Below are 17,936 nucleotides of genomic sequence, written 5' to 3'. Positions count from 1 at the left end.
CGGCAGGAATGAAAGGAGACTACCGTGTCTCGTATTGGTAAGATGCCCGTTCAGGTTCCCGCCGGAGTCACTGTGACCATCGAGGGTGCACGCGTTAGCGTCAAGGGCGGCAGGGGCGAGCTCTCTCGCACCTTCTCGGACCTCGTTCAGATCAAGAAGGAGGGCGACGAGCTCATCGTGAGCCGCGTCGACGACTCCACTGGCTCCAACGCGCAGCAGGGGCTCACCCGCACTCTGGTCCACAACATGGTCGTCGGCGTGTCCGAGGGCTTCGAGAAGAAGCTCGAGCTCGCCGGCGTCGGCTATCGCGCGGCGCTCAAGGGCAAGGACCTCGATCTCTCCCTTGGTTACTCGCACCCCGTCATCTACGCCGCCCCCCATGACATCTCGTTCGAGGTGCCCGACAACACCCACATCACGGTGAAGGGCATTTCCAAGGAGCAGGTCGGCCAAGTCGCCGCCGAGATTCGCATGAAGCGTCCGCCCGAGCCGTACAAGGGCAAGGGCATCCATTATGCGGGCGAGCACATCCGCAGGAAGCTCGGCAAGGCTGCCAAGTAGCCTCAGCTCAGGTAGAAGACCGTCACCCCGTCAGGTGACGGCACGTCTAAGGAGAAGGAATGAACAAGCAGAAGGCGAAGAAGGCCGGTCTCAAGCGCCGCGAGCGCCGCGTCCGCGCCAAGATCTTCGGCACCGCTGAGCGCCCGCGCCTCAGCGTGCACCGCAGCAACGCTCACATCTACGCTCAGGTCATCGACGACGCCGACGGCAGGACCATCTGCTCTGCCTCGACCCTCGACGCGGAGTTCCGTTCCATGGGCAAGCGTGGTTCCAACAAGGAGGCCGCTGCGTTTGTGGGCGACCTCGTTGGAAAGCGCGCCGTCGAGAAGGGCGTCACCACGGTCACCTTTGACCGCGGCGGTCGCATCTATCACGGTCGCGTCAAGGCTCTGGCAGACGGTGCCCGCAACGCGGGCCTGAAGTTCTAGGAGGATTCAATGGCACGAGATCGTAAGCGCCAGCAGGACACGGACCTTCAGGAGCGCGTCGTCTACATCCACCGCGTCTCCAAGACCGTCAAGGGCGGCCGTCGCATGTCTCTCGTCGCGCTTGTCGTCGTCGGTGACGGCAAGGGTAACGTCGGCCTGGGCATGGGCAAGTCCGCTGAGGTGCCCCTGGCTATTTCCAAGGGCGTCGAGGACGCAAAGAAGAACATGTTCAAGGTGCCCGTCACCGAGCACGGCACCGTGCCCCACACCGTCGAGGGCCACTACGGTGCCGGCCATGTGCTCATCAAGCCGGCCATCGAGGGTACCGGCGTCATCGCTGGCGGCCCCGTGCGTCCGCTCTTCGAGCTCGCTGGCATCACCAACGTGCTCTCCAAGTCTCTTGGCACCAATAACGCCATGAACATCATCAAGGCCGCCGCTGCGGGCCTCAAGGAGCTGTCCAGCCCCGAGGAGACCGCCGAGCGCCGTGGCCTCACCGTCAGCGAGATGTTCACGGGGAAGGAGAACTAGAAGATGGCTCAGTCCCTCAAGATCACGCTCGTTCACAGCGCGGTCGCCTCTGTCAAGAAGGACCAGACGGCCACCTGCCGAGCCCTTGGTCTGCGCAAGATCGGTGACGTCGTCGAGCAGCCCGACAATCCGAGCATCCGTGGAATGATCTTCAAGGTCAAGCACCTTGTCGACGTGGAAGAGAACTAGGAGTTATTCATGCAGCTCAATGATCTGCGTCCCGCGGAGGGCTCGCGCAAGAACCGCAAGCGCGTCGGTCGCGGCAACTCGGCTGGCCAGGGCACCACGGCTGGCCGAGGTACCAAGGGCCAGCTCTCCCGTGCCGGCGGCGGCAAGGGGTCGGGCTTCGAGGGTGGCCAGCAGCCGCTTGCGATGCGTCTGCCCAAGCTCCCCGGCTTCACCAACCACAATCGCGTGGAGTACGCCCCGGTGAACGTCGCTCGTCTCGACACGCTGTTCGCCGACGGTGACACCGTCGACTCCGACAGCCTGGTCGCCAAGGGCGTCATCAAGCACGCGTACGTCCCCGTGAAGGTCCTCGGGGACGGCGAGCTCACCAAGAAGCTCACCATCAAGGTGGATAAGGTCTCCGCCTCGGCCAAGGCTAAGATCGAGGCGGCCGGAGGAAAGGTCGAGCAGGCGTGCTAAAGGGAATCGCCAACGCGTTTCGCGTTCCGGAACTGAGGCAGAAGCTCCTGCTGACGGCGGGAATCCTCCTGCTGTACCGCTTTGGTGCCTATCTGCCCGTCCCGGGCGCTCCGTTCAAGGACATGCTCTCCGCCTATCAGGCGGGGCTCTCCTCGGGTGGTGCGATGGCCGTGCTCAACCTGTTCTCAGGTGGCGCGCTTTCCCGCATGTCCGTTTTTAGCCTGGGAATCATGCCCTACATCACGGCGCAGATCATTCTGCAGCTTCTGCAGGTCGTCATTCCGTCCCTCGGCGAGCTTGCCAAGGAGGGCGAGGCCGGTCAGCGCAAGGTAACGCAGTACACGCGCTACCTCACGATCGGGCTTGCCCTTCTCAACGCCATTGGCTACCTCTTCCTCTTCAAGAGCTACGGCGTGAGCTTCTCGAACATGGGCATCCCCGCGATGCTCGAGAACGTCATCGTGGTCTTCACCATGCTCGTGGGCGCCGTGGTCATCATGTGGCTCGGCGAGGTCATCACGCAGCGCGGCGTGGGCAACGGCATGTCGCTCATCATCTTTGCGAACATCATGTCGGGCCTGCCCACCTCGCTCATCTCGTCGGTCACCAGCACGGGCAACGTGGCCCTCACGCTGGTCACGCTTGCGATCATTGTCGCGATCATCCCGATCATCGTCTACGTGGAGCGCGGCCAGAGGCGCATCCCGGTCCAGTACGCCAAGCGGGTCGTGGGCCGCAAGATGATGGGCGGCCAGTCGACCTACCTTCCCATCAAGGTGAACACGGCGGGCGTCGTGCCCATCATCTTCGCCTCGGCAATTTTGTATCTGCCGGTGCAGCTCGCCGTCTTCTTCCCCACCGTGGGCTGGGTTCAGGTCGTGGCCAACGCCCTTTCGGCCGGCTGGGTCAACTGGGTGCTTTCCGTGGTGCTCATCGTTGCCTTTGCGTACTTCTACTCCTCGATGGTCTTCAACCCCACGGAGACTGCCGACCAGCTGCGCAAGCAGGGTGGCTTCATCCCCGGCGTCCGTCCGGGAGCTGCCACCGCGGCCTACATCAAGAGCACGATTGATCACGTCACGCTTCCAGGTGCCCTGTTCATGGCCGTCCTGGCCGTCGTGCCCACGATCATCTTCTGGTTCACGGGCAACTCGCTCATCCAGGCCTTTGGCGGCACCTCGGTCCTCATCATGGTCGGCGTTGCCATGGATACGCTCTCATCCATCGAAAGCCAGCTCAAGATGCACAATTACGAGGGGTTCTTCAAGTAGGCCCCTCGTGGCAGACAGGCAAGGCGAGGGAAAGGCAGGCGGCATCATCATGAACATTGTTCTCCTTGGCGCGCCGGGTGCCGGTAAGGGCACGCAGGCCCAAAAGCTCGTGGCCGAGTTTGGCTTTGCCCACATCTCCACGGGTGACCTCTTGCGCGCGGCCATCAAGGATGGCTCGAAGCTCGGCGCGCGCGCCAAGGGCTATATGGATTCTGGCAAGCTCGTTCCCGACGCACTCGTCATCGACCTCGTCAAGGAGCGCCTGGCTGCCGATGACGCGCAGGAGGGCTTTATCCTCGACGGCTTCCCTCGCAACACGTCGCAGGCGGTCGTACTTGACTCCGAGCTTGCCGACATGGGTCGCACGCTTGACGCAGCCTTGCTCGTGGACGTGGAGCCGGACGTGATCATTGAGCGCCTGAGCTCGCGTCGCACCTGCCGCGACTGCGGCTACACGGCACCCGCGGGCGTGGACGTGTGCCCGCGCTGCTCAGGTCAGATGTACCAGCGCGATGACGATAAGCCCGAGACGATCCAGCAGCGCCTTGACGTCTACCAGACGCAGACGGCACCGCTCGTCGAGTACTACAAGGGGCATTCAATTCTCAAGGAGGTCAAGGGAGACCGTCCGGTCGACGAGGTGTATGCCGACGTCAAGGCACTCCTGGGTCTATGATCAACATTAAGTCGCCTGCAGAGATCGAGCAGATGAAGGCCGCTGGGGCATTGTCCAAGGCGGCCCTTCGTCGCGCGGGGACGCTTGTTAAGCCAGGCGTCACCACCAAGGAGATCGACCAGGTCGTGGAGGGCCTCATCCGCCTCCACGGTGCCATTCCCACCTTCAAGGGATACGGCGGCTTTCCGGCGAGCATCTGCTCGTCCGTCAACGAGCAGATCGTCCACGGCATTCCGTCTCCTCTGACGGTTCTGCAGGAGGGCGACATCGTCTCCATCGACACGGGCGCCACCTACCGGGGATGGGTGGGGGACAACGCCTGGACCTTCTACGTGGGCACGCCGTCCGAGGCCTATCAGGCCCTCTGTGAGTGCACGCGCGACTGTCTCAAGGCGGGCATCGACGAGGCTGTTCCGGGAAACCACCTGGGCGACATTGGTGCTGCCGTTCAGGAGCTCGCCGAGTCGAACGGGTACGGCGTGGTGCGCGACTACGTGGGCCACGGCGTGGGCCACGTAATGCACGAGGAGCCCGAGGTGCGCAACTACGGCAAGCGCGGTCGCGGTGTCAAGCTTCAGGCGGGCATGGTCATCGCCATCGAGCCCATGATTACGCTTGGCACCTATGAGTGCGTGGCGCTCGCCAACGGCTGGACCGTCGTGACCGAGGACGGCCTGCCGGCGGCCCACTACGAGAACACGCTCGCCATCACCGAGGACGGTCCGGTGATCCTGACCGCCGACGACGAGGGTCCCTGGTGTCCCCTGCAGGGCGGCGTCGAGGAGTAAGCCCTTCTCGGCACGTGTTGTGTTTGTCTGGTGCAGCATGGATTCCGTTGTGTGTTTTAGGTATGATTATCAGTCGCTGTCACAGTGTGGAGAGGGTGGAATTTGAGCAAGCAAGATGCCATCGAACTGGAGGGCAAGGTCGTCGAGCCCCTGCCCAACGCGATGTTCAAGGTTGAGCTCGAGAACGGTAAGACTATCCTCTGCACCATATCGGGCAAGATTCGGATGAACTACATCCGCATCCTTCCCGGCGACAAGGTCGTGGTCGAGATTTCTCCCTACGATCTCACCAGGGGGCGCATCACCTACCGCTACAAGTAGGTCGCGTCTTTCAGCTGTGGATGTTCACGCCAGCGGCTGGGCGAGTAGATAAGTTCGTATCAGCACTACCGGAAGGAATGGCTCATGAAGGTACGTCCTTCGGTCAAAAAGATGTGCGACAAGTGCAAGATTGTCCGTCGCCATGGCAAGGTTTACGTCATCTGCGAGAACCCGCGCCATAAGCAGCGTCAGGGCTAAGGAAGGAGCTCCAAGTTGGCCCGTATCAACGGCGTCGACCTGCCGCGCGAGAAGCGCGTTGAGGTCGGACTCACTTATATCTACGGCATCGGCCAGACCAGCGCAACCAAGATTTGCGCAGAGGCCGGCGTTAATCCGGATACCCGCGTCAAGGATCTGACCGAGGACGAGGTCACCAAGATTCGCGACTACCTTGACGCCAACTTCACCACCGAGGGCGACCTTCGCCGCGAGGTCAGGCAGAACACGGCCCGCCTCATGGAGATTGGCTGCTATCGCGGTCTGCGTCATCGCAAGGGACTTCCTGTCCGTGGCCAGCGCACCCACACTAACGCTCGCACCCGCAAGGGCAAGAAGCGTCAGATCGGTGCAAAGAAGAGGGGCTAGGGAGTAGACCATGCCGCAGAAGAAGAACGCTCGCACCACGCGCGTCCGCCGGTCTGAGCGCAAGAACATCGCTGTGGGCCAGGCCCACATCAAGAGCACCTTCAACAACACCATTGTCTCGATTACCGATCCTCAGGGCAACGTCATCTCCTGGCAGTCTGGTGGCACCGTCGGCTTCAAGGGCTCTCGTAAGTCCACGCCGTTTGCTGCACAGCTCGCTGCCGAGGCTGCGGCCAAGGCGGCCATGGAGCACGGTCTGCACAAGGTTGCCGTCTTCGTGAAGGGTCCCGGCTCCGGCCGCGAGACCGCCATCCGTTCTCTTCAGGCCGCTGGCCTGGAGGTTTCGGGCATCCAGGACATGACCCCCATCGCGCACAACGGTTGCCGTCTGAGCAAGCGTCGCCGCGTGTAGCTAGGAGGAGTATCAATGGCTATCGATAGGACCCCGGTCCTTAAAAGGTGCCGCCAGCTCGGCATCGATCCCGTTGTCATGGGCATCAACAAGACCTCTCACCGCGAGCCCAAGCGTCGTCGCCGCCAGGAGAGTGAATACGGCATGCAGCTTCGCGAGAAGCAGAAGGCCAAGTTCATCTATGGCGTCCTCGAGAAGCAGTTCCACGGCTACTACGCGCTTGCCATGAAGCGCGAGGGCATCACCGGTGACAACCTCATGAGCATCCTCGAGTGCCGCCTCGATAACGTGGTGTTTCGTCTCGGCTTTGCCCGCACCCGCAAGGAGTCTCGTCAGACTGTCCGTCACGGTCACATCACCGTCAACGGTCGTCGCGTCGACATCCCCTCCTATCAGGTGAAGGCTGGTGACGTCGTCGCGGTCGCCGAGAAGGCCAAGGAGCTGCTCCCCATCAAGGAGGCCCTCATCTCCTCCGAGCACATGGCCGTGCCGGCCTGGCTTGAGGTCGACATCGAGAAGCTCAAGGGCACCGTCCTCCAGACGCCGACGCGCGATCAGATTGACCTCGACATCGACGCGCAGCTGATCGTCGAGCTCTACTCCAAGTAAGCCCGACTAGTTTTGGAGGTAGCAATGTCCGAATTCATCCGACCCCAAGTGTCGGTCGAAGAGATCAGCGAGAACCTCGCGCGCGTGAGCGCCGAGCCGCTCGAGCGCGGCTATGGTGACACGCTGGGAAACTCGCTGCGCCGCGTGCTGCTGTCCTCTCTTTCGGGGGCTGCCGTGGAGGCCATCCAGATCGACGGCGTGCAGCATGAGTTTACGACGGTCGAGGGTGTGTACGAGGACGTCACCGACATCGTCTTGAACGTCAAGGGGCTGTACTTCCGCTCCATGGAAACCGGGGACGAGGCGGAGGCCACACTTTCCGTCGACGGCCCCATGACGGTCACGGGTGGCGACTTCTCGATTCCCGCCGAGTTTGAGCTCGTGAACCCCGATCAGGTCATCTGCACGCTTGGAGCGGGTGCGCACCTCACCATGCGCATGCGCATAGGCGTGGGTCGCGGCTACGTCTCCGGTGAGGACAACGAGCGCGAGAACGACCCCATCGGAATCATCCACGTGGACTCGCTCTACTCGCCCGTGCGCCGTTGCGCCAAGGCCGTCGAGGCCTGCCGCGTCGGACGCCACACCGACTACGACCGTCTCGTTCTCGAGGTCGAGACCAATGGCTCGATCACTCCGCGCGATGCCGTCGTCGAGGCCGCCAACATCATCAACCAGCACATGGCTGCGTTCATGAGCCTGGCCGACGAGGACGAGCCCGCCGAGGACGCATCCATCTTCGCCGTAGGCACCGTCGAGGACAACGTTGAGCTCGACAAGCAGATCGAGGACCTGGACCTCTCCGTCCGCTCCTACAACTGCCTCAAGCGCGCCGGCATCCACTCTGTGCGCCAGCTCGTCGAGTTCTCTGAGAATGACCTGCTCAATATCAGAAACTTTGGCGTCAAGTCCATCGAGGAAGTCAAGGACAAGCTCGAGACCATGGGACTTTCCCTCAAGCTCTAGGCGCGCCGCCGGATTTAGGAGAAGCAAGAAATGCGACACAACAAGAAGAGGGGCATGAAGCTTGGCACCGATGCCAGCCATACCAAGGCCATGAAGAAGAGCCTGGTCTGTGCCCTGTTTCAGAACGACCGCATCAAGACGCTGGACGCGCGCGCCAAGGCCATCCGCGGAGACGTGGACAAGGTCATCACCTGGGCCAAGAGGGGCGACCTTGCGGCTCGTCGCCTTGCCATCGCCAAGCTCGGTGACAAGGATCTCGTTCGCGAGATCTTTGAGAAGGCCGCGCAGGGCATGTGGGCCGATCGCAACGGCGGCTACACGCGCATCATGAAGCTCGGTCCCCGCAAGGGCGACGCTGCCGAGGTCGTGATCATGGAGCTCGTCACTGAGCCCGTCAAGGCCAAGGTCGCTCCCAAGGCAAAGGTCACCAAGGTCGAGGCTGCCCCCGTCGAGGAGGACAAGCCCGCCGAGAATGACGCTCCCGCCGAGGACGAGCCCAAGGCCGAGGAGGCCTCTGAGGAGACGGCCGAGTAGGTCGGGCTTCTCGTACGTTTGATGTTGGGGCCTCGGCCATGCGCCGGGGCCCTTTTTCTCGGGAGGTGAGACGTTGATCGAGCTGCGCCGCGTGGGGTTCTCCTATGACGGAGAGCACCCTGTGCTCGAGGATGTCTCACTGAACCTGATGCCGGGCGAGCGCACGGTGCTGCTCGGGCTCAACGGGTCCGGAAAGTCGACGCTCGCTCGCATGCTGAATGGTGCCCTTCTCCCTGCGCACGGCACCGTCACGGTCGATGGGGTCGTCTCGGGACTCGCTACAGCGCGCGAGCTGGCCCGTCGCGTGGGCTACGTGCGGCAGGACCCGCGCAATCAGATCGTAAGCGCGCTCGTGTCCGACGAGGTCGCCTTTGGGCCTCGCAATCTGGGCCTCGCGCGCGAGGAGGTCCTGGCGCGCGTCGACGAGTCGCTTGTCGCCTGCGGCATCTCCGAGCTGTCCGATCGCATGACCACGGAGCTCTCGGGCGGACAACAGCAGCTCCTGGCCCTGGCTGGCGTGCTCACCCTGCATCCGAGTTACCTGGTGCTCGACGAGGCGGGCTCTCAGCTGGACGGTATCGCGCGCGCTCGGCTCCGCGCGACGGTCGGGCACCTGGTCGAGCGAGGCGTTGGCGTCCTCGAGATAGCTCATGGGGCCCAGGCGCCCTTTGGGGCCGATCACGTCCTGGTGCTCTCGGGCGGCCGCATGGGCTGGGAGGGCACAACGCAGGGCTTCTTTGAGAGCGAGGCAGCCCTGGCGGCTGCGGGGCTGGCGGATGATACGCTGGCGCGTCTCCTCTCAGAGGCGACCCGACGGGGCTACGCGCTTGGTCAGCAGCCCGACCCCGAGGGGCTCGCGGCGTTCCTGGGACCGGAGTCCGTCCGCGTGCGGCGGGAGGCTACGGACGAGCCATGCCCCACCGCCCAAACTCATGAGATTTCGCTCTCTCAGGTGACGGTGGGGTATGGTGACGTGCGCGCCCTCGATGAGGTCTCGCTTGCGGCGTCGAGCGGGCTGACCCTCGTGCTGGGGCGACCCGGCTCGGGAAAGACCACGGCCGCCCGGGTGCTCGCGGGCGTCCTCGAGCCGGACGCGGGCCGGGCGCTGCTTGACAGGAAGTCGGTGCGGGCCGGGCGTGTGGGCCTTGCCTTCCAGCGACCCGAGGACCAGCTCTTTGCCGACACCATCCTTGCCGACATAGCCTTTGGCCCCCTGGCGGCGGGTCGCACGCCCCGGGAGGCCGAGAAGGACGCCCACGCCGCGGCCGTCCGGCTCGGGGTGGGAAAGGAGCTTCTGAGAAGGTCTCCCTTCGAGCTCTCGGGCGGTCAGATGCGCCGCGTCGCGCTCGCGGGCGTGATCGCTGCCGAACCCGTCGCCTACGTCTTCGACGAGCCCACGGCGGGACTCGATGCGCCTGCGCGACGGCTTCTGCACGATCTCATACGGAATCTGACCTCGCGCGGTGCCTCCGTGCTCGTGATCAGCCATGACGCAGATGAGTGGCTGGACGAGGCCACGCGCGTCGTCTTTGTCCGTGACGGTCGCGTCGTGCGGACGGTGCCGCCCGAGGCGCTGTTCGAGGCCCCGAAGATCTTTGAGGAAGCTGGCCTCGAGGTGCCCTTCGAGGTGCGCCTGCGCGCGGCCCGGGGAGGAAGGGACCATGCGTAGGGCTCCCTTGCCGGGTGCCTATGCCCCCGGAGCAACCCCCATGCACCTGCTTGACGCGCGCGTGAAGACGGCCCTGCTTCTGGGGGCCGCCGTGGCCTCCTTTGGGGCCTCGACGCCCCTCGGCTTTGCCTTCGCGGCGGCAGGGCTCGTGGCAGCTCTCACGGCAAGCAAGACGTCGCTTCGCACCGTCGCCCTGGGGCTGCGCCCCGCGCTCGTGGTCCTTGCGTTCTCGCTTCTCGCCAATGCGGTCGTGCTCGCGGGGCAGCCCCAGGTCTCTCTGGCAGGCCTCGTGCGCGGGGCGCTTGCCGTGGGAAGGATCGTGCTTGTGGTGGGCTTCGCGCTCGTGTTCTCCGCCACGACGATGCCGCCCGCCATCGCCGACGCGTTCGCGAGTCTCATGTCTCCGCTCGCCCGGGTGGGCGTTCCCGTGGGGAGCGTGGGCACGGCGATCTCGGTGGCGCTTCGCTTCATTCCCCTCACGGTCGAGGAAGTCGAACGGATCAGATGCGCGCAGCGCGCCCGGGGGGCCCGTCTCGACGAGGGGGGCATCGTGAGGCGTCTGCGGGGCTGGACCCAGGTGCTCGTGCCCCTGCTCGTGGGGCTGTTCCGCCGAGCCGACGAGCTGGCGTGCGCCATGGCGGATCGCTGCTACACGGGCGAGCAGACCTTGATGGCGCGTCCGCTCACCAGGCGCGACCGCGCGGTCCTTCTCGGTGGCCTGGCCTGGGTCGTGGTGACGGTCCTCGCCTGAGCAGAGAAGAAGGGGCGCGTGGTATCCTCGCAGGGGAGAAGGGGGCCTCATGGCAGACGCGACCATGGTCATAGAGCTGGGCTATCGCGGGGCGGACTTTGCCGGCTTCGCCGAGCAGCCGAGCGAGCGCACCGTGGCCGGCGAGCTGCGTCGCGCCCTGGAGACCGTGCTACGTCGTCCCATCGAGCTGACCTGCGCCGGGCGCACGGACGCGGGTGTCCATGCGCTCTGCCAGTACGTGAGCCTGCCCGTGAGCGCTGACGAGCTTAAGCTCCCGGCACGGCGGCTTCTGCGCGCGCTCGTGGCGCTCACGCCAGACGACCTCTCGATCAGGGGGATCCAGCGCGCCCCGGAGGGCTTCTCGGCGCGCTTTGATGCCCTGAGCCGGAGCTATCGCTACCGCATCGCGGCGGGGGAGGCGCGTCCCGTCCTGGCATGGGACCACGCCTGGTGGTACAAGGGCGCGCTTGACGTCGAGGCTATGAACGCCGCCGCCCAGCCTCTCGTGGGCGAGCACGACTTCAAGAGCTTCTGCAAGGCCACTTCGGCCGTGGGCAGGCCAACCTGTCGCCGGGTGGAGGGGCTCACGGTGAGCAGCGTCTGCGAGGCGGGCGAGCGGCTCGTGGCCATCGACGTCACGGGCAACGCCTTTCTCCACAACATGGTGCGCACCATCGCGGGGACGCTCGTGGAGGTGGGCAGAGGCCACCGTCCTGCCGCGTGGGTGAGCGAGGTCCTCGACGCGCTTGAGCGGACAGCCGCAGGCCCCTGCGCCCCGGCCAAGGGCCTCACGTTCGTGGGGGTGGCATATCCCAAACGGATGCTGGAGAGCTGGGAGTAGCCCCGGCGAGCCCCAACCCGTCCGTGGGATTGCTGCGACTGCAGGAACTGCGCCCATCGCCTCGGGTATCCTATTCTAGAGTCCGTCTTGTAGGAGCCAGAGGGAGGCGCGTGAGATGCCCAGAAAGCGTGAGAAGTTCGACCGCATTGACGTCCCTCGTGAGAGTCCGCACAAAAACGTGATGGGTGCGGTCATAAGCGGCGTGGTGCTCGTGGCGGCGGCCCTCGTCGTGGGCGTGGTATGGAACCGCGTGCAGCTCGAGAGCCGTCTTGGTGACACGGGCCTCACGAGCGCCGTGGGCGCCCAGAGCTCGACGAGCGTGTCAGACGAGTCCTACGTCGCCTCCACGGACGAGTTCGAGTGCATCCTCCTGTTTACGGCGGACAGCTTAGATCAGACGGGTGCCACCCTCAACTCCGCGCGCATCCTCGCGCTCAACAAGACCCAGGGCACGGCGATCCTGGCTGACGTTCCGCTCGAGGCCACGCTGAGCGTGCAGGACTCGTCCGTCACCCTCTCTGACCTCTACACGTCCTCGGGCTACGCCGCGTGCGTGGCGCCCCTCTCCAAGGCGACCAACGTGGAGTTTGCCCACGTGGTCGTCGCAACGGACGACGTGCTCGAGGAGGCCTCGTCGCTTGCGGGGTCGAGCGCGTCCGAGCTCGTGAGCTCGGCCTCGGGGCTGCTCTCCAAGATTAGAACGGACATGGGCGCCCAGGAGCTGCTCTCGCTCGCGCAGACCCTCTCGAGCGTGGGGAGGGCCAACCTGACGCGCGTGGACGCGACGCTCGTGCCCCAGACCACGACCGATGACGAGGGCAGCGTCACCGAGACGGGCTCTCAGGTGATCGACGCGACGCAGCTCGACGTGGCGCTCGGTCTTCTGGTGGCGGCGGAGTAGGAGCCCCTTTCGTAGAGTGTCCCGCGGCCAGGGGTCATGTGAGACCCCACTGTGCTCATTTTGCCAAGGGGGGGTCGTGTGCCTTCAGCTTGGCGGGGTGGCTGATAACCTAGGGAGCATGTTCCTACGCAGCTTCTTGTGGGGCGAAAGGACCGTGCATGATGCACTACACGCCAACTTCACCTACGGTTTCGGTACTCATGATGACCCATGATGCCGGTAAGACCGTGCGGCGTGCCGTCGAGAGCCTCCAGAATCAGACCTTCAGAAACTTCGAGCTCGTGGTCGTCGACGCGGGGTCCGATGACACCACCCTAAGGCTCCTCGACGCGCTCGCTGAGCGCGACCTGCGCGTAGTGGTCGTGCGTGCTGACGAGCTGGGCCGTCAGGAAGCCCTGTCGCTCGCGCTTGACCGTGCGCGAGGCTCCTGGGTGCTTGTCATGGACGCCGACGGATGGGCCGAGCCCTCGCTGCTCACCGACCTCGTGAAGAGCGCCGAGGAGCACGATCTCGACCTGGCCGTGGGCGGCTTCTCGGTGAGCGTGTCCTCTGCGGGCCCGCGCGTATCGGAGCTCGCTGCCTCCTCGGAACCTCTGATCTATCCCACGCAGCAGGACTTCAGGGCCGCCGCCTGGCAGCTCTTTGCCTCGGGGCAGCTCCTTCCCGCGAGCGCCAAGCTCTTCTCGCGCGCGCGCATCGACGAGTGGGGCGTGCGCTTTGACCCCGAGGCGCTGACGGACCACGCCTTCGTCATGGGGTATCTGCGCGAGGTCCAGCGCGTCGGCGTGATGGGTGGCGTCGGGTATCATCTGAGCCGCTCGAGCGCCCCTGCGCTGAGCGCGGGAGGAGGGTCCGCCCGGGTTCGTCTTCTGGAGGAGGAGCACGCGAACCTTCTGGCCCTCTACCACGCCTGGGGGCTCGACGGTGACGTGGCGAGCATGGAGATGCTCCAGAACCGCCATCTCGAGCGCCTCGTGGCCTGCATCGAGGACGTGTGCGGGTGGGGGAGCCCCCTGTCTGCCTCCGAGCAGCGCCATCTGGTATCTCAGATGATCGGGACCGAGAGCGCCCAGCTCGCGCTCAGCGTGGCCCATCCGCAGGGCAGCGAGGCACGCGCCCTTCTCGTCCCCCTTCGCGCGCATAACGTGGCGCTCGTCTGCGTGCAGGCCCGGCTCGTCTCGCTCTTGAGGCGTGGCTCCATGGCGCGGATCGTACCGGACGCATTCGTGTAGGGAGCCTGACGCCTGGCCCTCTCCTGGACCCAACACAAAAACAAAAGGGAATTACGCACAAGGGAATTACCGACGGAGGACCCATGTTTCTCAAGGAGCGACAGGCGAAGATCATCGAGCTCATCAACGCCGAGGGGCGCGTTACCGTGGCCGACCTGGCCCAGCGCTTCTCGGTGACCGAGGATTGCATCAGAAAGGACCTCAAGCAGCTTAACGCGCAGGGCGCCCTTAAGAAGGTCTACGGGGGCGCGCTCAGCGTCGCGAGCGCGCCCGACAGAAACGTCAGCAAGCGCGTGGGCAGCCACATTGCCGAGAAGCGCGTCATTGCGGAGAAGGCCCTCGAGCAGATCGCCTCCGGGGACACCATCTTTCTGGACGTCTCGACCACCAACCTCGCCCTTGCCGAGCTCCTTGCCAAGGGGTCCAAGCAGGTCTTCGTGGTCTCCAACATGATGGAGATCCTTCGCACGCTCGCGACCAACCCCGCCCTCACCGTTCTGGGCACCGGAGGCAGCGTCAACACGGAGCTCGACGGCTTCATTGGGACCATGGCCCTTGCGTGCCTTAAGCCCATGCGGTTCGACAAGGTCTTTCTGGGCGGCTTGGGCGTCGACTTGGAGACGGGCGACGTCACCACCTACGTCTGGGACGACGCCATGATCAAACAGCTGGTCATAGCGAACTCGCGACGGAGCTTTCTGGTGGTGGACGAGCACAAGTTTGGCATCGGAGGGAACTACGTCTACGCGAGCGTCTCGAGCTTCGACGCCCTCATCACCGACCGGCCCTCCACGAAGCTGCGGGCCCAGATCAAGGACCTCGGGTCGATAGTCATATAGGCGATTCCAAGCTGAGGCGTGTCGAGTCTGAGGCACCTCGACCCCGGTGCCGCATAAAAACTGCCGCACCTCGTATGAGGCGCGGCAGAGGGGGCTGCCTGCGACCACGCTGAGGGATTACTCGACGGGATGCCGGGCGATGAGATCCTCGAGAATGGCCGCGGCCGTTTTGACCATGCACTCGCAGCGGAGCTCGTCGGTCTTGTGGCGGCTCTTGAGCTCCTCGCACCTCATGGCTCCCAGGTCGTGGTCAAACCGAGAGACCAGCTCCTTGACGAGCCGCCGCATGAGCTCGCTGTCGTGGGCCCGCCCGGTGGAGTAGAGCACCCCGAGCACCGCACTCGCCCCGACAAGGGCCCCACAGGTCTGGTCGGAGTACATGCCACCGCTGAAGGCAGACATCATCTTGAATGACTTTTCATCTAATCCTAAATCATAGTAATCATTGGCGGCATGTATGAGCGCCTCCGAGCAGCTATAGTTGTTGGTCTTCTGATAGGTCTGCAGCGCTTTGCCCACGAACATGGCCCCTCCGCTCTGTCCGATGCCCCCAAGGCCGGGCCTATGCCCAGCCGAAATCCCTCGCGCAGCGCTCCACGTCATCCTCGAACGAGGACCCAAGCTCAATGCCGGCGCCCAGCGCCTTGGCGTTGTCCAGGCGATAGTCGCGGAAGCGGTCGGAGTAGCGCTCGTTGTCGGGGAGTATGAACTTCTCGATCTGGGCGTCGGGGTAGCCAAGCGCGCGGGCCACGATCCTGGCGCACTCGTAGGTGCTCTTGTCGTTGGAGCTGGCGATGTGATACTCGCCCGTGGGGAGCTCCGTTATCCTCTTGAAGTTGTCGGCGAGGTGCTGGGCGTAGGTCATGCAGCGCCTCTCGTTGACGGTGAACTTCGTGGGGGTCTGGGAGCGCAGGGCCGCAAGCGCGTTGAGCACGATCCCGGGGGACGGATTGATGTGCGGCAGGGGCATGCCGAACTGCCAGCTCAGGCGGATGATGATGTAATCGTCGAGGTTCTCGCGAATCCAGGAGTCGACCTCAGCCTTCTGCCTGCCGTAGTTCGTGACGCTGTCCGCGGCCGTGGCCTCGTCGAAGGGGCCGGGAACCGCTTTGCCATTGAAGACCTGCTCGGTGGAGATGAAGACGAAGCGCTTGCCCTTCTTACGGCAGACCTTTGCGATTTCTATGGCGGAGTCGCAGTTCACCAGATGCGTGCCCTCGGGGTCGTTCTCGCAGGCAGCGGTCTGGGCGTTGGCGGCGGTGTGGAAGAAGAGGTCGAAGTCGAGCGCGTCGAAGAACCTCCCGACCTCCTGGGGCTTTGAGTAGTCGACGTCATGGCGCTCGAAGCCGGTGAAGTCGAAGTTGTCCTTGTTGTACAGCTGGATCAGGCTGGCAAGATAGCCCCGCGCGCCGGTGATGATCATATGTGGTTTCATGCTGCTCTCCCTTGCGGTCGTGTTCGGTGCCAAACCTCGTGATGCGCGCTCTTGCTCGGGCTAGGGGCGGTAGCTCCGGATGACGCGGCAGGTCCCCCGCACGGTGTAGCTTCCCGCGCTTGCGGGGATGAGAAGGGACTCGGTGAACTTGAGGTCCGTGGTGCCCCCCTCGGGGGTGGACACCTGAGCGTCGCCCCAGACGCAGGTGAGAATCTGGTAGCGGTCCAAGAGCTCGCCTGCGAACTCGCCGTGGACGTCAACGACCTCGGCCTCGAAGAGCTCGTGGGTGACGCCGAGCTGCACCTGGTCGGGCCCGTTGGGGTCGAAGGCTCCCAGATGGCGCGGCTCGGGGCGCAGGGAGGTGTCTATGAGGTCGAAGCCCTGTTTGACGTGCAGCTCGCGGCCACGGCCCCAGTCGCAGATGCGATAGGTCTTGAAGCCCAGGGACCCGATCTCCACGGCGAAGATGCCCGCGCCCAGCGCGTGCATGGTGCCGGCCGGGATGAGGATGAAGTCGCCCTCGCTCACGCTCACGTGTCGTCCAAAGAGGTTCCCGACGGTGTCATCGGCCGCCGCCGCGCGCAGGGCGTCCCTGTCGTTGGTGGTGGATCCGGCGATGAGGGTCGCGCCGGGATCGGCCGCCAAGATGTACCACGACTCGGTCTTCTCGTGATCGTTCTCGTGAGCCTGGGCGTAGGCCTCGTCGGGATGGACCTGCACCGAGAGGGACTCGCGCGCGTCCATGGTCACCACCTGGATGATCCCGTCGTCATCGGGAAGGCCTTGGCCGAGAAGCTCCTCGTGGTGGGTGTCGATGAGCTCATCGAGCCTGATACCGTCGTAGGGTCCTCCCTCGACGGTGTTGACCAGGTCGCGGTGAGCGGTGACGTCAAAGGACTCTCCCGGGGGAGTGCCCTTGTCGTAGACGATTCCGCGAGCTCGGGCGATGCGGTCCCCCGACCAGATGGGAGAGATGTAGTTTGGCTTGAGCCTCAGAGGGGTCATATCGGTCTCTCCTGTCTTTCCGGATTCCTACAACTCTATATGGTCGACACCCTGCTCGTCCATGCGACGGCGGATCTCCTCGATGATGGGGATGCCTGCAGAGCAGCCGATGCGCCGGGCACCCGCCTTGACCATGGCGAGAAACGTGTCGGCGTCGCGGATGCCACCGGCGGCCTTGACGCTGACCTCAGCGGGGACGTTGGCACGCATGAGCTCGACGTCTTCAAGAGTGGCACCTCCCGCGAGAGAGAAGCCGGTGGAGGTCTTGACGAAGGTCGGCTTCACCTCCGCGGCAATCTGGCAGAGTCTTATCTTCTCATCTTTGGTGAGCTCTTGGGTCTCAAAGATGACTTTTGAGGGAACTTTGGCCTCGTTGCACACGTCGACGATCTGCTGCATCTCGTCGCGCACGTAGTCCCAGTTGCCATTCTTGAGCTCGGTGCGGTTGACCACGTAGTCGATCTCAGTAGCCCCGTTGGCGAGGGCGTCCTTGGTCTCGAAGACCTTGGTGGCAACGCTCGTCTGACCCAGGGGGAAGCTGATTGCGGCGCCCACGTGGACATCGGTCCCCTTGAGCATCTGCGCGCATCGGGCTACCTGGGACGACTCAATCGCGACCATGCGGAAGTGGTACTGACGCGCCTCATCGCAGAGCGTGTGCATGTCGGCTGTGGTCGCATTGGGCTTGAGGTTGGTGTGGTCAATCAGCTGACAGAGGTCATCGATGGTCCAGGTGGTCATGGCTTCCCCTTCGGTTGCGGAACAGACGCCTTTCGTCTGTTTGAAAACATGTTAGTCAAAATATACCAGTGTGGTTTGCATATATGGAAATATGTCTGTATCGTGACTACAAAAATCGCAAAATTCCTCTTGATTTGTCCGAATAGTGCTGCAATAAGTGCTGCAATAATTCGAATGTGATGGAAGAGTGTA

The 17,936-nt window shown here is 64.1% G+C and carries 25 protein-coding genes; 21 read left to right on the top strand and 4 right to left on the bottom strand.

From position 1 onward, the window contains the following. Positions 1–24 precede the first annotated feature (24 nt). The 21 genes from rplF to INP52_RS08580 all read left to right on the top strand — a co-directional run bounded on the left by rplF (position 25) and on the right by INP52_RS08580 (position 14,563). Positions 25–561, top strand: coding sequence for a 50S ribosomal protein L6 (gene rplF / locus INP52_RS08680; RefSeq protein ID WP_194370937.1), 537 nt, complete (start codon positions 25–27; stop codon positions 559–561). Between the two features lie 59 nt (positions 562–620). Continuing rightward, entirely contained in the window at positions 621–989 is a 369-nt protein-coding gene (rplR, locus tag INP52_RS08675; RefSeq protein ID WP_194370935.1) for a 50S ribosomal protein L18, read from the top strand. Positions 990–998: 9 nt separating this feature from the next. Further along, entirely contained in the window at positions 999–1,520 is a 522-nt protein-coding gene (rpsE, locus tag INP52_RS08670; RefSeq protein ID WP_194370933.1) for a 30S ribosomal protein S5, read from the top strand. A gap of 3 nt (positions 1,521–1,523) precedes the next feature. Beyond that, entirely contained in the window at positions 1,524–1,709 is a 186-nt protein-coding gene (gene rpmD / locus INP52_RS08665; RefSeq protein ID WP_194370931.1) for a 50S ribosomal protein L30, read from the top strand. A 9-nt stretch (positions 1,710–1,718) separates the two neighbouring features. Continuing rightward, positions 1,719–2,168 (top strand): 50S ribosomal protein L15, encoded by a 450-nt coding sequence (rplO, locus tag INP52_RS08660; RefSeq protein WP_194370929.1) that lies wholly within the window; start codon positions 1,719–1,721, stop codon positions 2,166–2,168. Continuing rightward, on the top strand, positions 2,162–3,439 hold the full coding sequence (gene secY / locus INP52_RS08655) for a preprotein translocase subunit SecY (protein ID WP_194370927.1): 1,278 nt from the start codon (positions 2,162–2,164) through the stop codon (positions 3,437–3,439). The genes rplO and secY overlap by 7 nt, the downstream gene beginning before the upstream one ends. A gap of 49 nt (positions 3,440–3,488) precedes the next feature. Beyond that, the gene (locus INP52_RS08650; RefSeq protein ID WP_194372931.1) at positions 3,489–4,115 is read left to right on the top strand and encodes an adenylate kinase; all 627 of its coding nucleotides are present in this window, start codon (positions 3,489–3,491) and stop codon (positions 4,113–4,115) included. After that, positions 4,112–4,903, top strand: coding sequence for a type I methionyl aminopeptidase (map, locus tag INP52_RS08645; RefSeq protein ID WP_194370925.1), 792 nt, complete (start codon positions 4,112–4,114; stop codon positions 4,901–4,903). The genes INP52_RS08650 and map overlap by 4 nt, the downstream gene beginning before the upstream one ends. Before the next feature lie 102 nt (positions 4,904–5,005). Then, complete coding sequence (gene infA, locus INP52_RS08640; RefSeq protein ID WP_194370923.1) at positions 5,006–5,224, top strand: translation initiation factor IF-1; 219 nt, start codon at positions 5,006–5,008, stop codon at positions 5,222–5,224. 84 nt (positions 5,225–5,308) lie between these two features. Beyond that, positions 5,309–5,422 (top strand): 50S ribosomal protein L36, encoded by a 114-nt coding sequence (rpmJ, locus tag INP52_RS08635; protein ID WP_009278459.1) that lies wholly within the window; start codon positions 5,309–5,311, stop codon positions 5,420–5,422. A 15-nt stretch (positions 5,423–5,437) separates the two neighbouring features. Continuing rightward, on the top strand, positions 5,438–5,809 hold the full coding sequence (gene rpsM, locus INP52_RS08630; protein ID WP_194370920.1) for a 30S ribosomal protein S13: 372 nt from the start codon (positions 5,438–5,440) through the stop codon (positions 5,807–5,809). A gap of 10 nt (positions 5,810–5,819) precedes the next feature. Beyond that, positions 5,820–6,221 carry a 30S ribosomal protein S11 gene (gene rpsK / locus INP52_RS08625; RefSeq protein ID WP_194370918.1) on the top strand — a complete coding sequence of 134 codons (402 nt, stop codon included), beginning with the start codon at positions 5,820–5,822 and terminating at the stop codon, positions 6,219–6,221. Between the two features lie 15 nt (positions 6,222–6,236). After that, positions 6,237–6,830, top strand: coding sequence for a 30S ribosomal protein S4 (gene rpsD / locus INP52_RS08620; RefSeq protein WP_194370916.1), 594 nt, complete (start codon positions 6,237–6,239; stop codon positions 6,828–6,830). 24 nt (positions 6,831–6,854) lie between these two features. Further along, entirely contained in the window at positions 6,855–7,796 is a 942-nt protein-coding gene (locus INP52_RS08615) for a DNA-directed RNA polymerase subunit alpha (protein ID WP_194370912.1), read from the top strand. A 30-nt stretch (positions 7,797–7,826) separates the two neighbouring features. Continuing rightward, complete coding sequence (gene rplQ / locus INP52_RS08610) at positions 7,827–8,330, top strand: 50S ribosomal protein L17 (RefSeq protein ID WP_194370911.1); 504 nt, start codon at positions 7,827–7,829, stop codon at positions 8,328–8,330. A gap of 73 nt (positions 8,331–8,403) precedes the next feature. Continuing rightward, positions 8,404–9,999, top strand: a complete 1,596-nt coding sequence (locus tag INP52_RS08605; RefSeq protein ID WP_194370910.1) for an ABC transporter ATP-binding protein — start codon at positions 8,404–8,406, stop codon at positions 9,997–9,999. Beyond that, positions 9,992–10,750: an energy-coupling factor transporter transmembrane component T family protein gene (locus tag INP52_RS08600; protein WP_194370908.1), complete on the top strand. Its 759-nt coding sequence runs from the start codon at positions 9,992–9,994 to the stop codon at positions 10,748–10,750. The genes INP52_RS08605 and INP52_RS08600 overlap by 8 nt, the downstream gene beginning before the upstream one ends. Positions 10,751–10,799: 49 nt before the next feature. Next, positions 10,800–11,591 carry a tRNA pseudouridine(38-40) synthase TruA gene (truA, locus tag INP52_RS08595; RefSeq protein WP_194370906.1) on the top strand — a complete coding sequence of 264 codons (792 nt, stop codon included), beginning with the start codon at positions 10,800–10,802 and terminating at the stop codon, positions 11,589–11,591. 115 nt (positions 11,592–11,706) lie between these two features. Then, the gene (locus tag INP52_RS08590; protein WP_194370904.1) at positions 11,707–12,492 is read left to right on the top strand and encodes a hypothetical protein; all 786 of its coding nucleotides are present in this window, start codon (positions 11,707–11,709) and stop codon (positions 12,490–12,492) included. Between the two features lie 158 nt (positions 12,493–12,650). Then, positions 12,651–13,724, top strand: a complete 1,074-nt coding sequence (locus tag INP52_RS08585; protein ID WP_194370902.1) for a glycosyltransferase family 2 protein — start codon at positions 12,651–12,653, stop codon at positions 13,722–13,724. Positions 13,725–13,807: 83 nt separating this feature from the next. Next, a complete protein-coding gene (locus INP52_RS08580) occupies positions 13,808–14,563 on the top strand; it encodes a DeoR/GlpR family DNA-binding transcription regulator (protein WP_194370900.1) in 756 nt (251 codons plus the stop codon). A 117-nt stretch (positions 14,564–14,680) separates the two neighbouring features. Here INP52_RS08580 and INP52_RS08575 read toward each other — a convergent pair whose 3' ends face one another. Genes INP52_RS08575 through deoC form a run of 4 tightly spaced genes read right to left on the bottom strand, consistent with a single transcriptional unit; the run spans position 14,681 to position 17,744 of the window. Beyond that, complete coding sequence (locus INP52_RS08575; RefSeq protein WP_194370898.1) at positions 14,681–15,088, bottom strand: C-GCAxxG-C-C family protein; 408 nt, start codon at positions 15,086–15,088, stop codon at positions 14,681–14,683. A 37-nt stretch (positions 15,089–15,125) separates the two neighbouring features. After that, the gene (locus INP52_RS08570) at positions 15,126–15,998 is read right to left on the bottom strand and encodes an SDR family oxidoreductase (protein WP_194370896.1); all 873 of its coding nucleotides are present in this window, start codon (positions 15,996–15,998) and stop codon (positions 15,126–15,128) included. 60 nt (positions 15,999–16,058) lie between these two features. Further along, positions 16,059–17,003: a class I mannose-6-phosphate isomerase gene (locus INP52_RS08565; RefSeq protein WP_194370894.1), complete on the bottom strand. Its 945-nt coding sequence runs from the start codon at positions 17,001–17,003 to the stop codon at positions 16,059–16,061. Positions 17,004–17,030: 27 nt separating this feature from the next. Continuing rightward, complete coding sequence (gene deoC, locus INP52_RS08560; RefSeq protein WP_194370892.1) at positions 17,031–17,744, bottom strand: deoxyribose-phosphate aldolase; 714 nt, start codon at positions 17,742–17,744, stop codon at positions 17,031–17,033. Positions 17,745–17,936 lie beyond the last annotated feature (192 nt).

Origin of the sequence: Thermophilibacter immobilis (assembly GCF_015277515.1) — a bacterium.
Lineage (GTDB): Bacteria > Actinomycetota > Coriobacteriia > Coriobacteriales > Atopobiaceae > Thermophilibacter > Thermophilibacter immobilis.
The sequence above is the reverse complement of the archived record's forward strand: the minus strand, read 5'-3'. Positions and strand labels throughout refer to the sequence as shown.